The sequence below is a fragment of the Pseudomonas sp. ZL2 genome, assembly GCF_054788455.1.
In genome coordinates this window covers 49,802-63,851 of record NZ_JBGOGX010000003.1, presented here as the reverse complement: position 1 = coordinate 63,851, position 14,050 = coordinate 49,802, and the positions used below count along the sequence as shown (strand labels likewise).

Genomic DNA, 14,050 nt, shown 5'->3' with positions numbered 1-14,050 from the left:
GTCGCATCGCGACCCCCATCCATGTTTAACTTGAACGCTTGTTCAAGTTAAAACGGTGGTCCGCTGCCGGTGTTCAACAGGAGGAAACCCTTTGCTGAACCCGTTCAATCCAAGCTTCTCCCCCCTCGGCGAGGTGCACGCCCAATGAGTGCACCCAGCCCCGACTCCAGCGGCAAGATCCGCATGAATCCGCCGGTTTTCTACTTCGCGGCGAGCTTTATCCTGATATTCGGCCTGGTGGTCATCAGCAATCCGCAAGCCGCTGGCGAGTGGCTGCTGGCGGCGCAGAACTGGGCGGCCAACACCGTTGGCTGGTACTACATGCTGGCGATGACGCTGTATCTGGTCTTCGTGGTGGTCACCGCCTTGTCTGGCTACGGCAAGATCAAGCTCGGTGCCGACCACGACGAGCCCGAGTTCAGCTACCTGTCCTGGGCCGGCATGCTGTTCGCAGCAGGCATCAGCATTACCCTGTTCTTCTTCTGTGTCTCCGAACCCCTGACCCACATGCTCCAGCCGCCGCAAGGCGAGGCCGGCACGGTCGAGGCTGGGCGCCAGGCGATGCAGCTGCTGTTCCTGCACTGGGGCCTGCATGGCTGGGGCGTGTTCGCCTTTGTCGGCATGGCCCTGGCGTATTTCGCCTACCGGCACAACCTGCCGCTGGCCTTGCGTTCGGCGCTGTATCCGCTGATCGGCAAGCGTATCAACGGCCCGATCGGTTACGCCGTGGACGGCTTCGGCATCATCGCCACGGTGTTCGGCCTGGGCGCCGACATGGGCTTTGGCGTGTTGCACCTCAACTCCGGCCTGGACTACCTGTTCGGCGTGCCGCATACCCAGTGGGTGCAGGTGATCCTCATCACCCTAATGATGGGCGCGGCGGTCGCCGTGGCGGTTGCCGGGGTCGAGAAGGGCGTGCGGGTGATGTCCGACATCAACATGTTCCTGGCCTGCGCGCTGCTGCTGTTCGTGCTGTTCGCCGGGCCCACCCAGCACCTGTTCAATACTCTGATCCAGAACCTCGGTGACTATCTCGGCGCCTTGCCGCGCAAGAGTTTCGATGTCTACGCCTACAACCAGGCCAATGAGTGGCTGGGCGGCTGGACCGTGTTCTACTGGGCCTGGTGGATTGCCTGGGCGCCGTTTGTCGGCCTGTTCATTGCGCGGATTTCCCGCGGCCGGACCATCCGCGAGTTCGTCTTTGGCGTGCTGCTGATTCCCCTGGGTTTCACCCTGGCGTGGATGTCGATCTTTGGTAACAGCGCGCTGTTCCAGGTGCTCGAACACGGCATGACCGCGCTGGGCCAATCGGCCCTCGACAACCCGTCGATGACCCTCTACCTGTTGCTGGAAACCTACCCGTGGAGCAAGGCGGTGATTGCCGTCACGGTGTTCATCAGCTTCGTGTTCTTCGTGACCTCCGCCGACTCCGGCACCGTGGTGCTCTCGACCCTCTCTGCACGTGGCGGCAACGCCGACGAAGATGGTCCGAACTGGTTGCGGGTGTTCTGGGGCGCGATGACCGCGCTGGTGACCAGCGGGTTGTTGTTCGCTGGCAGCATCGATTCGCTGAAGTCGGCGGTGGTACTCACCTCGCTGCCGTTCTCGGTGATCCTGCTGTTGATGATGTGGGGCCTGCACAAGGCGTTCTACCTGGAATCGCAACGGCAGATCGCCCAGCTGCATTCGCTGGCACCGTTCGCCAACTCGCGGCGTGGCCGTGGTGGCTGGCGTCAGCGTTTGAGCCAGGCCGTGCACTTCCCGTCACGCGATGAGGTGTATCGCTTCATGGATGACGTGGTGCGCCCGGCGATTGCCGAGGTGACCCAAGTGTTTGGCGAGAAGGGTCTGCATGTCATCACCCAGGAAGACCCGAGCCACGACAACGTCAGTTTGAAGATTGGCCATGGTGAAGAGCAGCCGTTCATTTACCAGGTGCAGATGCGCGGTTACTTCACCCCATCATTTGCCTTGGGGGGCCTGGGTACCCAGGAACTGAAGAACCGCCGCTACTACCGTGCCGAAGTGCACCTGAGCGAAGGCAGCCAGGATTACGACCTGGTTGGCTACAGCAAGGAGCAGATCATCAACGACATTCTCGATCAGTACGAGCGGCATATGCAGTTCTTGCACCTGGTGCGTTGATTTTTCTGGCCCCATCGCTGGCAAGCCAGCTCCCACAGGGTTTTGTGGGAGCTGGCTTGCCAGCGATGGTAGCGCCGCGATGGATCTTTAAAACGGCGCGTCCCCCAGAATCGTCGCCCGGTGCATCACCCGCCGCACCGGCCGGTAATCATCCACCGCGTAATGCTGGGTCACGCGGTTATCCCAGAACGCCACGTCGTTTTCCTGCCAGCGCCAGCGAATGGTGAACTCCGGACGGGTCGCGTGAGCGAACAGCAGCTTGAGAATTGCCTCGCTTTCAGCCTCGCTCAGTTCGTTGATGCGGGTGGTGAAACCGTCGTTGACGAACAGCGCCTTGCGCCCGCTCACCGGGTGAGTACGGATCACCGGGTGCGACAACGGCGGGTTGTTGCGCCGTGCCGCTTCCCAGCGCGCCAGGTCTTCAGGGGTGGTACCGAAGCGCTCCAGCGGAAACGACTTGGTGAAGTCATGGGTCGCGGTAAGGCCAGCAAGCAGCTGCTGCAGCGGTGCCGACAGCGCCTCGTAGGCAGCGATGCCACTGGCCCACAAGGTATCGCCGCCGTAGGCCGGCAGCTGCTTGGCACTGAGCACGGCACCCAGCGCCGGGGTCGGCAGGAAGGTCACGTCGGTGTGCCAGATGGCGTTGTCGCGCACGTCGGTGACGGCGGTATCGAGCACCAGCACCTGTGGGGTTTCCGGCACATTCGGGTAGATCGGATGGATATGCAGGTCGCCAAAGCGCGCGGCAAATTCGGCCTGCTGCTGCGGGTTGATCGGCTGGTCGCGAAAGAACAGCACCTGATGCTTGAGCAGTGCCTGTTCGATGGCGTCGCGTTGTTCTTGGCTGATTTCGCGGCTGAGGTTGATGCCGCTGATCTGGGCGCCGAGGGCAGGGCTCAGCGGGGTAATGGTCAGGCTCATGGTTGTTCTCTATCCGTTGTCAATGGCTCTGGCCGTGCCAGGGCACCAGCTTGCGCTGCAGGGCGCGCAGGCCCATCTCCAGGGCGAAGGCAATCAGCGCGATCACCAGGATGCCCAGCACCACCACATCGGTTACCAGGAACTGCGCCGCCGACTGGACCATGAAACCCAGGCCGCTGGTGGCGGCGATCAGCTCGGCAGCCACCAGGGTCGACCAGCCGACACCCAGGCCGATGCGCACGCCGGTGAGAATGTCGGGCAGGGCGCTGGGCAGGATCACATGGCGAATCAGCTGCCAGCGCGTGGCCCCCAACGACTGCGCCGCGCGCAGCTTGGTGGGGTCGACGGTACGCACGCCAGTGGCGGTGGCAATGGCGATCGGGGCGAAGATCGCAAGATAAATCAGCAGCACTTTCGACAGCTCGCCGATGCCGCACCAGATCACGATCAGCGGCAGGTAGGCCAGGGGCGGAATCGGCCGGTAGAACTCGATCAGCGGGTCGAGAATGCCGCGGGCGATACGGTTATGGCCGATGGCAATCCCGATCGGAATCGCCGTGACGATCGCCGCAGCGAGGGCCAGGCCAATACGTTGCAGGCTGGCGCCCAGATGCTGCCACAGGGTGGATTCCATGTAGCCCTGGGTCAGTAGCAACCAGGCCTTGCTCAGCACCGCTTCGGGTGAGGGCAAAAACAACGGCTCGATCCATTCGGCGGCGGTAACCGCCCACCACACCAGCAACAGCGTGGCCAGGGTCAGGGCGCTGATCCAGCGGGTGCTCAGACTGCGCCGGGGTTTGCTCGGCGTGGTTTGGCTGGCGGCGCGTTTGGCCGCTACCGGGACATCCAGGCTGCTCATGCAGACTCCTGCCGCGTCGCGGCACTGCGTTGGGAGAACACCCGGGCCAGCACGTGCTCGCGGGTTTCGATAAAGCGCGGGTCGGACTTGATCGAGCGGGCCGGCTCGCCGGCGCTGTAGCGCTGGCCGAAATCCAGTTGCAGGCGTTCGACGATCTGCCCGGGATTCGGCGCCAGCAACACCAGTTCGGTGGCGAGGAACACCGCCTCTTCAATGTCGTGGGTAATCAGGAACACCGGTTTGGCGGTGCGCTGCCAGACTTGCAGCAGCAACTCCTGCATCTGTTCACGGGTAAAGGCATCCAGTGCGCCAAACGGCTCGTCCATCAGCAGCACACGCGGGTCGGCAGCCAGCGCCCGGGCCAGGCCCACGCGCTGCTTCTGGCCACCGGACAGCTGCCAGATTCGCCGGCTGGCAAAGTCCGCCAGGTCGACCAGGGCGAGCATCTCGCGGGCCTTGGTTTCCCGCTTGGCGCGCGGTACCCCGGCCAGTTCCAGGCCGAAGGCAACGTTGGCCAGCACATCCTGCCAGGGCAGCAGCGCATCATCCTGGAACACCACGCCGCGCTCGGCGCCGGGGCCTTGCACCGGGACGCCGTCGAGGGTGATACGGCCGCTGCTGGGCGCCACGAAACCGGCAATCAGATTGAGCAGCGAGGTCTTGCCGCTGCCCGAAGGGCCGAGGGCCACCAGCAATTGCTGCGGGCCCAGGCTCAGGTTGATGTCGGCCAGCACCGGCTCGGCCGCGCCGGGGTACTGTGCGCTGATGCGCTCCAGTTGTAACAGGGCCATGGTCTGCTCCGAGTCTCAGTTGGCAATGAATTTGGCGCTGACGTAAGGCGCATAGTCCGGCAGCACCGCTTCGACCTTGCCTTGCTCCTTGAGGAAGGTAGCGGTGTCGGTGATTGCCTGGGTGGTCGGTGCGCCCAGCGCTGCAACCTGGTCGGCGGCCAGCGGGAACACGTTGCCTTGCAGCAGGCCAGGGATATCAGCCGCCTTGGCGCCGGAGAGCTTCACCAGCTTGTCGACGTTGCTCTTGTTCGCCAGCCATGCTTGCGGGTCTTTGCGGTAGTCGGCGTAGGCATCCAGGGTGACTTTGGCGAAGGCCTTGACGATCTCCGGGTGCTTGGCCGCGAAGTCCTTGCGCACGATCCAGGCGTCGAAGGTCGGTGCGCCTTTGTCGGCCAGCTCACCGGAGGTGATCAGTACCTTGCCGTTTTCCTTGGCCACGCCCAGGGCCGGGTCCCAGACGTAGGTGGCGTCGATGTCACCGCGCTTCCAGGCGGCGATGATTGCCGGTGGTGCGAGGTTGAGGATCTGTACCTTGGCCGGGTCGATGTTCCATTGCTTGAGCGCAGCCAGCAGGCTGTAGTGACCGGTGGAGACGAACGGTACGGCGATCTTTTTGCCAATCAGGTCCTGCGGCGAGTTGATGCCGGCGCCATCGCGGGCGACCAGGGCTTCGGCAGCGCCAATCTGGGTGGCGATCAGGAAGGTTTCCACCGGCAGCTTGCGGGTCGCGGCCGCGGCCAGCGGGCTGGAACCGAGGTAGCCGATCTGCACATCGCCGGAGGCCACGGCGGTGATCACGTCGGCGCCGCTGTCGAATTTGCGCCAGTCGATGTCGGCTTTGCTGGTTTTCTCGTAGGTACCGTCGACCTGGGCGACTTTCGCCGGGTCCACGGTGGTCTGGTAGGCCACCGTCAGGTCGGCCGCCTGGGCAAACCAGCTGGTGCCGGCCAGGGTCAGGGCGGCGAACAGGCGCAGGGGAGCATGCAGGGTCATGGTTAACTCCTTGTCAGGCGGGCGGTTGTGTTGGTGTGGAATAAGACTAGATGATCTAAGAAAGTTAAAATAAATAACTTTTTTGCATTAGCTTAGGAGCCAATTGATTTAAGGCTCTGCAAATGAGGTGGTTTCATCGCGGGGCAAGCCCACTCCTGCAGGTCCTTGTGGGAGCGGGCTTGCCCCGCGATACGATCTCACTGAATAAACTTGGCGCTCACGTACGGCGCGTAGTCCGCCAGTACCGCTTCGACCTTGCCCTGTTCCTTGAGGAACCGCGCGGTCTCGCCAATCGCCTTGGGCGTCTGGCTCTGCAGCAACTGCGGCTGCGCCTGGGCATCGGGGAACGCCGCCCCGGCCAGCAACTGCGGAACATCTGCCGGATTGGCGCCGGTCAATTTGGCGATCTTCTGCACCGGTACCGAGTCGCTCGTCCACTGCGCCTTGTTGGCAGCGTAGTCGGCAAATGCATCAAGGGTGACCTTGGCGAACTTGCTCACCACCTCAGGATGCTTCTCGGCAAAAACCTTGCGCGCTACCCACACTTCGAACGTCGGTGCACCCCAGCCGCCAACCTCGGCGGCGTCGGTGAGCGTTTTGCCGGTCTTGCGGATTTCGCCCAATGCCGGCGACCAGACAAAGGCACCGTCGATGTCGCCACGTTTCCACGCTGCGGCGATTTCCGCTGGTTGCAGATTGACCACCTTGACCTGACGGGTGTCGAGGTTCCAGTGCTTGAGCGCACCAAGCAGGCTGTAGTGCGAGGTGGACACGAACGGCGTGGCGATGGTCTTGCCGACCAGGTCCTGCGGGCTGTTGATGCCGCTGCCGTTGCGCACCACCAGTGCTTCGGCGGCGTTGATCTGCGCCGAGACGATAAACGCCACGATCGGCAGCTTGCGCGAAGCGGCAGCGGCTAACGGGCTGGAGCCCAGATTGCCAATCTGTACATCGCCAGAGGCAATCGCGGTGACCACTTCCGGGCCGCTGTTGAAACGGCGCCAGGCGATCTTTTCACCGATGGCCTGTTCATAGGCGCCGTCGGCCTGGGGCACTTTGCTCGGGTCGATGCCGGTTTGGTAGCCCACCGTCAGTTCATCGGCCTGGGCGACAAAAGTGATGCTGGTCAAGGCCAGGGCATAAAGGAAACGCAATGATGGTCTGGCCATGAGGGGCTGCCTTGTCGAAGGGGGAAGGTTCGACAAAGCTAAGCGATCTAAAAAACCGCTTCAAAATACCCTTTAGGAATTAGCTTATGTGCCGATAACGGCAGCGGAGAAAAATTCGGATCATATTCCGTAATAATCTGAAAAATTACGAAATAAGTCTTTTTGGATTTATAGGATTGTCATTATCCTTCACCCCCACCGCTGGCGCATTAGACCAAAGTAGTGAAATGAATAGTTACGATTGACTAGACGGTCACCCTTTGGTGCAAATCGCCAATCGACGTCGAGCGGGACACAAAGATCCTGCCGTAAGCGACACACAAGAATTAGAACGTAGAGGAGCAAAACATGTACAAGTCCACCTTGGCACTTGCCGTGGCCGTTGGGGTTCTGGCCCAGCAGGCGGGTGCTGCCGGTTTCGTTGAAGACAGCAAGGCAAGCATCACTGCCCGCAACTTCTACATCAACACCGACAACCGTAGCGGCACCGCTGACCCATCCAAGACTGAAGAGTGGGGCCAAGGCTTCATTTTCAACTTCACCTCCGGTTACACCGAAGGTACCGTCGGCTTTGGTGTCGATGCCATCGGCCTGCTGGGCATCAAGCTCGACTCCGGTCGTGGCACTGCCTACAACAAAACCAACGGCAGCACTGGCGGTACTGTATTCCCGAGTGAAAGCAACGGCCGTGCTGTCGACGATTTCGGCAGCCTGGGCCTGACCGGCAAGGTCAAGTTCTCCAAGACTGAAGCACGCCTCGGTACGCTGATGCCGAAGCTGCCGGTCGTGACCTACAACGACGGTCGACTGCTGCCGCAAACCTTTGAAGGTGGTCAGGTCACTTCGAACGAAATCGAGAACCTGACCTTGATCGGCGGTAAGCTGGAGCACGCCAAAGGTCGTAACTCCACCAACAACGACTCGCTGTCGATTGCAGGTGCCAACAGCCGTACTGGTCAGCGCAGCAACGCCTTCTACTACGCCGGTGGCGACTACAAGGTCACCAAGGACCTGCTTGCCCAGTACTACTACGGCAACCTGGACGACTTCTACAAACAGCACTTCCTCGGCCTGACCCATAACTGGGCGCTGCCGGTCGGTAGCCTGAAGTCCGACCTGCGTTACTTCTACAGCGATTCCGATGGCAAGAACGCCAGCACTGAAGGCCGCCTGGCTGGCTATAAAGCTTCCGGATACCAGAACAACGGCGAAGTGGACAACCGCACCTGGAGTGCGATGTTCACCTATAGCCTGCAAGGTCATGCGCTGAGCGCTGGTTACCAGCGTGTCAACGGCACCAGTGACTTCCCGTTCCTGAACCAGGGTGATGGTGCTTCGGCCTACCTGATCACCGACCGTCAGATCGGCAAGTTCCAGCGTGCCGGCGAGCGCACCTGGCTTGCGCAGTATGCCTATGACTTCGCTGCGGTTGGCCTGCCGGGCCTGACCACCTCCGTGGTCTACCTCAAAGGTACCAATATCAATGCTCCGGGCAGCGACCGTTCCGAATGGGAGCGCGACTTCTCCCTCGGCTATGTTGTACCTGAAGGTACCTTCAAAGGCCTGGGCCTGGCCTGGAAGAACGCTTCGCTGCGTTCCGACGCAGTCAACCAGCGTGACCAGGACGAAAACCGTCTGATCCTCAGCTACACCCTGTCGATCCTGTAAGTCGGCAATCAGAGCCCGTCCCGCATTTGTGCCGGGCGGGCTTTCTTTTGCCTGTTTTTTGATATCCCTTTTTGATCTAAATAAATCGATATTTATTCTTTTTAATTTTACGAGTAAGCAGGCACAGTGAAGCCATAACGAACCCAGCCAAGGAGCCGCACCATGAGCCTCAGACTCGGCGATATCGCCCCCGACTTCGAACAGGATTCCAGCGCCGGCAAGATCCGCTTCCACGAATGGCTGGGCGACAGCTGGGGCGTGCTGTTCTCTCACCCGGCCGACTTCACCCCGGTGTGCACCACCGAGCTGGGTTTCACCGCCAAGCTCAAAGAGCAGTTCGCCGAGCGCGGGGTCAAGGCCATCGCCCTGTCGGTGGACCCGGTGGATTCGCACCACCGCTGGATCGAAGACATCAACGAAACCCAGAACACTGTCGTCAACTTCCCGATCCTGGCCGATGCCGATCGCAAAGTCTCCGACCTCTACGACCTGATTCATCCCAATGCCAGCGATACCCTGACGGTGCGTTCCTTGTTCGTTATCGATCCGAACAAGAAGATCCGCCTGACCATCACCTATCCGGCCAGCACCGGGCGCAACTTCCACGAGATCTTGCGGGTGATCGATTCGCTGCAACTGACCGACAACCACAAGGTTGCCACCCCGGCCAACTGGCAGGATGGTGACGAGGTGGTGATCGTGCCGTCGCTCAAGGATGAAGACGAAATCAAGCGCCGCTTTCCCAAGGGTTACCGGGCGGTCAAGCCGTACCTGCGCCTGACCCCGCAACCCAATCGTTGATCTTTAGCCATAGCAGGGAACTCGGGCCGTTTTACGGCCCTTTTTTTCTTCCCCCCAATACCTGTAGGAGCGGGCTTGCCCCGCGATGCTCTCATAGCTCTTAAAGGAATAAACAAATGAAAAAATATGATTTATCGATATATGTATCAAGCTGTTAAGGTCACTTCACTCCAGCGAGAACTCCAACTCGCGGCCCTCTAGAACACGATCAAGGATGCGTTCCAATGCTGGTTGTTTCTCTCGGTGGTAGTCCCAGTCTGCGTTCCCGCTCCGGTGTCCTGCTTGAGCGCAGCCGCCAGTGGCTGCAAGGCCAGGGCGTGGAAGTGGTGACTTTCCAGGTGCGGGATTTTCCGGCCGAAGACCTGCTCCATGCACGTTTCGACAGCCCCAAGGTGCAGCACTTCCTGCAATTGGTAGAACAGGCCGATGGCCTGGTGGTTGCTACCCCGGTGTACAAGGCCTCGTTCGCCGGTGCGCTGAAAACCCTGCTCGACCTGCTGCCCGAACGCGCCCTGAGCCACAAGGTGGTGCTGCCGATCGCTACCGGCGGCAGCATCGCCCATATGCTCGCCGTGGACTACGCGCTCAAGCCGGTGCTGTCGGCACTCAAGGCCCAGGAAACCCTGCAAGGGATCTTCGCCGACGACAGCCAGATCGCCTACGGCGAAGGCAGTGCCGCCGCGCAACTGGCGCCGGCCCTGGAGCAGCGTCTGCTCGAATCCCTGGAACTGTTTCACAGCGCCCTGGCGCGTCGACCCAAACCGGTTGCGCCGGGCGTGTTGAATGAACGTCTGCTCAGTGCTCGCTGGAGCATCTGAAGCGTATCACCCGCTACCTGTAGTTCCCACCTTACTCGCCCGCCAACGGGCAAGCAGGTGCAGCCTGAACCCCAACAGCAAAGGAGAGCGCTATGCGCACTGTCATTTTGCGTCGTGGTCTGGTCGCTCTGTTTGCTGCGGCTGTGTCCTTCGGCGCCATTACTCAAGCCCAGGCCGAAAGCCTGCGTATCGGTTACCAGAAGTACGGCACCCTGGTGCTGCTCAAGGCCAAGGGCACGCTGGAGAAGCGCCTTGCCGCTCAGGGCGTGCAGGTGCAATGGACTGAATTCCCCGGTGGCCCGCAACTGCTCGAAGGCCTGAACGTCGGCTCGATCGACTTCGGGGTGACCGGCGAGACGCCGCCGGTGTTCGCCCAGGCCGCTGGCGCCGACCTGCTGTATGTCGCCTACGAACCGCCAGCGCCGCACAGCGAAGCCATCCTGGTGCCCAAGGGCTCGCCAATCCAGTCGGTCAAGGAGCTCAAGGGCAAGAAGGTCGCGCTGAACAAAGGCTCCAACGTTCACTACCTGCTGGTCCGCGCCCTGGAAGACGCCGGCCTCAAGTACAGCGACATCCAGCCGGTATTCCTGCCGCCCGCCGATGCCCGCGCCGCCTTCGAGCGTGGCAGCGTCGATGCCTGGGTGATCTGGGACCCGTACCAGGCCGCTGCCGAGCAGCAGTTGCAGGCACGCACCCTGCGTGACGGCGAGGGCATCGTCGACAACCATCAGTTCTACCTGGCGACCAAGCCCTACGCGCAGAAGCACCCTGAAGTGATCAGCGCCTTGGTCGATGAAGTGCGCGCAGTGGGCGAGTGGTCCAAGGCCAACCCGCAGGAAGTCACCGACCAGGTCGCGCCGCTGCTCGGCTTGCCCGCCGACATCACCCAGACCTCGGTCAAGCGCCAGGGCTACGGCGCCGCCTTCCTCACCCCGGAAGTGATCGCTGCCCAGCAGAAGATCGCCGACACCTTCAAGACGCTCAAGCTGATTCCCAAGCCGTTGAGCATCAAGGACGTGATCTGGACACCGCCGGCCAAGGTCGCCAGCGCCCCTTGACGATTTGCCCGCGCCGGGGCGCCGCCCCGGTCTGCGCCACCCCTAGGAGACAACTCCAATGAGCCTCAACGTATTCTGGTTTCTTCCAACCCATGGCGACGGCCATTACCTTGGCACCGCCGAAGGCGCGCGCGCCGTCGATCACGGCTACCTGCAGCAGATTGCCCAGGCGGCTGACCGCCTCGGCTTTGGCGGTGTGCTGATCCCCACCGGGCGTTCCTGCGAGGACTCCTGGCTGGTCGCCGCTTCGCTGATTCCGGTGACCCAGCGCCTGAAGTTCCTGGTAGCCCTGCGTCCGGGGATCATCTCGCCGACCGTGGCAGCGCGTCAGGCGGCGACCCTGGATCGTCTTTCCGGTGGTCGTGCCTTGTTCAACCTGGTCACCGGTGGCGATCCGGAGGAGCTGTCCGGTGACGGCCTGTTCCTCAGCCACGAAGAGCGCTACCAGGCCTCGGTGGAGTTCACCCGCATCTGGCGCCGGGTGCTGGAAGGCGAAACCGTCGACTACGACGGCCAGCACATCCAGGTCAAAGGCGCCAAGCTGCTCTATCCGCCGATCCAGCAGCCGCGTCCGCCGCTGTACTTTGGTGGCTCTTCGGAAGCGGCCCAGGACCTGGCGGCCGAACAGGTCGAGCTGTACCTGACCTGGGGCGAGCCACCCGCCGCGGTTGCCGAGAAGATCGAGCAGGTGCGTGCCAAGGCCGCCAAGCAAGGCCGTAGCGTACGTTTCGGCATCCGCCTGCACGTGATCGTGCGTGAGACCAACGCCGAAGCCTGGCAGGCCGCCGAGCGCCTGATCTCGCACCTGGACGACGACACCATTGCCCGCGCCCAGGCCTCGCTGGCGCGCTTCGATTCGGTCGGCCAGCAACGCATGGCCGCGCTGCACGGCGGCAACCGCGACAACCTGGAAGTCAGCCCCAACCTCTGGGCCGGTGTCGGCCTGGTGCGCGGCGGTGCCGGTACGGCCCTGGTCGGCGATGGCCCGACCGTGGCCGAACGGGTCAAGGAATACGCGGCGCTGGGTATCGACACCTTTATCTTCTCCGGTTATCCACACCTGGAAGAGTCGTACCGGGTGGCCGAGCTGCTGTTCCCGCACCTGGACGTGGAGCGCCCGCAACTGCCGCAAAGCGGTGGCTACGTGAGCCCGTTCGGCGAGATGGTCGCCAACGACATCCTGCCCAAATCCTCGGCGCAGCGCTGAGGGCCGGGCCATGAGTCGTTCATCCACTCCCTGGCAGCAACGCCTGGCGCCCTGGGCGCTGCCGTTACTGTTGTTGGCGGTCTGGCAACTGGCAGTCAGCGTCGGCTGGCTGTCGACGCGGATTTTGCCGGCACCAAGTGCAGTATTGAGCGCCGGCGTCGAGCTGGTGCGCAGCGGCGAGATCTGGACCCACCTGGCAATCAGTGGCTGGCGGGCAGCCGTCGGCTTTCTGATTGGTGGCGCCATCGGCCTGGCGCTGGGCTTTATCACCGGCCTGTCGAAATGGGGCGAGCGCCTGCTCGACAGTTCGGTGCAGATGATCCGTAACGTGCCGCACCTGGCGCTGATTCCGCTGGTGATCCTGTGGTTCGGCATCGATGAGTCGGCGAAGATTTTCCTGGTGGCCCTGGGCACCCTGTTCCCGATTTACCTGAATACCTACCACGGCATTCGCAACGTCGATCCGGCCCTGGTGGAAATGGCCCGCAGCTATGGCTTGTCCGGCTTCGAGCTGTTCCGCCAGGTGATCCTGCCGGGCGCCTTGCCGTCGATCCTGGTTGGCGTGCGCTTTGCCCTGGGCTTCATGTGGCTGACCTTGATCGTTGCCGAAACCATCTCGGCCAATGCCGGTATCGGCTATCTGGCAATGAATGCCCGCGAGTTCCTGCAGACCGATGTGGTGGTACTGGCCATCGTCCTCTATGCCGTGCTCGGCAAGCTTGCCGATCTGGCCGCACGCGGTCTTGAGCGGGTCTGGCTGCGCTGGCATCCGGCCTATCAACCGAGCAGGGGAGAGGGCGCATGACCATCCTCAAGGAAACGCCACCACGACTGCTGCGCGGGATTCCGCTGGCGGCGCAGAACCTGCAGAAGACCTTCGGCCAGCGCCAGGTGCTGCGTGACATCGACCTGCATATTCCGGCCGGGCAGTTCGTCGCCATTGTCGGGCGCAGCGGCTGCGGCAAGAGCACCTTGCTGCGCTTGCTCGCCGGGCTCGACCAGCCCAGTGGCGGCGAGCTGTTGGCCGGTTCCGCGCCGCTGCGCGAAGCCCAGGAAGACACCCGCCTGATGTTCCAGGAAGCGCGCTTGCTGCCGTGGAAGAAGGTCATCGACAACGTTGGCCTGGGCCTGTCGGGCAACTGGCGGCCGCGAGCCCTTGAAGCGCTGGAGGCGGTCGGCCTGGCCGAGCGCGCCCATGAATGGCCGGCGGCGTTGTCGGGCGGCCAGAAGCAGCGTGTGGCCCTGGCCCGCGCCCTGATCCACCAGCCACGCCTGTTGCTGCTCGACGAGCCATTGGGCGCGCTGGATGCGCTGACTCGTATCGAAATGCAGCAGTTGATCGAACGGCTGTGGCGCCAGCACGGCTTCACCGTGTTGCTGGTTACCCACGACGTCAGTGAAGCGGTGGCGGTTGCCGACCGGGTGATCCTCATCGAAGACGGCGAAGTGGGCCTGGACCTGACGGTCGACCTGCCTCGCCCGCGGGTGCGCGGGTCACACCGCCTGGCCGCACTGGAAACCGAAGTACTCAACCGGGTTCTGTCGATTCCGGGCACACCGCCCGAGCCGGAACCTGTCGCACCTTTGCCGACGCAATTGCGTTGGGCTCTCTGACCTGTA

13 protein-coding genes are annotated in these 14,050 nt (G+C 62.5%); 8 read left to right on the top strand and 5 right to left on the bottom strand.

Annotated elements, in window-relative coordinates; genetic code table 11:
* Nucleotides 1-144 precede the first annotated feature (144 nt).
* On the top strand, nt 145-2,145 hold the full coding sequence (betT, locus tag ABM562_RS03960; RefSeq protein WP_115084825.1) for a choline transporter BetT: 2,001 nt from the start codon (nt 145-147) through the stop codon (nt 2,143-2,145).
* An 87-nt stretch (nt 2,146-2,232) separates the two neighbouring features.
* On the opposite strand, the gene tauD is transcribed toward betT, so the two are convergent.
* The 5 genes from tauD to tauA (ABM562_RS03935) all read right to left on the bottom strand — a co-directional run bounded on the left by tauD (nt 2,233) and on the right by tauA (ABM562_RS03935) (nt 6,878).
* Nucleotides 2,233-3,066 (bottom strand): taurine dioxygenase, encoded by an 834-nt coding sequence (gene tauD / locus ABM562_RS03955; RefSeq protein ID WP_460420946.1) that lies wholly within the window; start codon nt 3,064-3,066, stop codon nt 2,233-2,235.
* 19 nt (nt 3,067-3,085) lie between these two features.
* Nucleotides 3,086-3,925 carry a taurine ABC transporter permease TauC gene (gene tauC / locus ABM562_RS03950; RefSeq protein WP_115084827.1) on the bottom strand — a complete coding sequence of 280 codons (840 nt, stop codon included), beginning with the start codon at nt 3,923-3,925 and terminating at the stop codon, nt 3,086-3,088.
* A complete protein-coding gene (gene tauB, locus ABM562_RS03945) occupies nt 3,922-4,716 on the bottom strand; it encodes a taurine ABC transporter ATP-binding subunit (RefSeq protein ID WP_233674084.1) in 795 nt (264 codons plus the stop codon). Before tauB ends, tauC begins: the two co-directional genes overlap by 4 nt.
* Before the next feature lie 15 nt (nt 4,717-4,731).
* Nucleotides 4,732-5,709 (bottom strand): taurine ABC transporter substrate-binding protein, encoded by a 978-nt coding sequence (gene tauA, locus ABM562_RS03940; RefSeq protein ID WP_115084829.1) that lies wholly within the window; start codon nt 5,707-5,709, stop codon nt 4,732-4,734.
* Nucleotides 5,710-5,906: 197 nt separating this feature from the next.
* The gene (tauA, locus tag ABM562_RS03935) at nt 5,907-6,878 is read right to left on the bottom strand and encodes a taurine ABC transporter substrate-binding protein (RefSeq protein WP_460420942.1); all 972 of its coding nucleotides are present in this window, start codon (nt 6,876-6,878) and stop codon (nt 5,907-5,909) included.
* 348 nt (nt 6,879-7,226) lie between these two features.
* Between tauA (ABM562_RS03935) and ABM562_RS03930 the strand changes: the two genes are divergently transcribed.
* From ABM562_RS03930 to ssuB, 7 genes are all read left to right on the top strand, one after another.
* Nucleotides 7,227-8,546, top strand: a complete 1,320-nt coding sequence (locus ABM562_RS03930; protein WP_134064872.1) for an OprD family porin — start codon at nt 7,227-7,229, stop codon at nt 8,544-8,546.
* 162 nt (nt 8,547-8,708) lie between these two features.
* Nucleotides 8,709-9,347, top strand: a complete 639-nt coding sequence (locus ABM562_RS03925) for a peroxiredoxin (RefSeq protein WP_045201153.1) — start codon at nt 8,709-8,711, stop codon at nt 9,345-9,347.
* A 224-nt stretch (nt 9,348-9,571) separates the two neighbouring features.
* Nucleotides 9,572-10,165 carry an NADPH-dependent FMN reductase gene (gene ssuE / locus ABM562_RS03920; protein WP_115084832.1) on the top strand — a complete coding sequence of 198 codons (594 nt, stop codon included), beginning with the start codon at nt 9,572-9,574 and terminating at the stop codon, nt 10,163-10,165.
* A gap of 92 nt (nt 10,166-10,257) precedes the next feature.
* Nucleotides 10,258-11,223, top strand: a complete 966-nt coding sequence (locus tag ABM562_RS03915) for a sulfonate ABC transporter substrate-binding protein (protein ID WP_115084833.1) — start codon at nt 10,258-10,260, stop codon at nt 11,221-11,223.
* A 58-nt stretch (nt 11,224-11,281) separates the two neighbouring features.
* Complete coding sequence (ssuD, locus tag ABM562_RS03910) at nt 11,282-12,430, top strand: FMNH2-dependent alkanesulfonate monooxygenase (protein WP_115084834.1); 1,149 nt, start codon at nt 11,282-11,284, stop codon at nt 12,428-12,430.
* A gap of 10 nt (nt 12,431-12,440) precedes the next feature.
* Nucleotides 12,441-13,235 (top strand): aliphatic sulfonate ABC transporter permease SsuC, encoded by a 795-nt coding sequence (gene ssuC / locus ABM562_RS03905; protein WP_115084835.1) that lies wholly within the window; start codon nt 12,441-12,443, stop codon nt 13,233-13,235.
* A complete protein-coding gene (ssuB, locus tag ABM562_RS03900; RefSeq protein ID WP_167458856.1) occupies nt 13,232-14,044 on the top strand; it encodes an aliphatic sulfonates ABC transporter ATP-binding protein in 813 nt (270 codons plus the stop codon). The genes ssuC and ssuB overlap by 4 nt, the downstream gene beginning before the upstream one ends.
* The last annotated feature ends 6 nt before the right edge of the window (nt 14,045-14,050 follow it).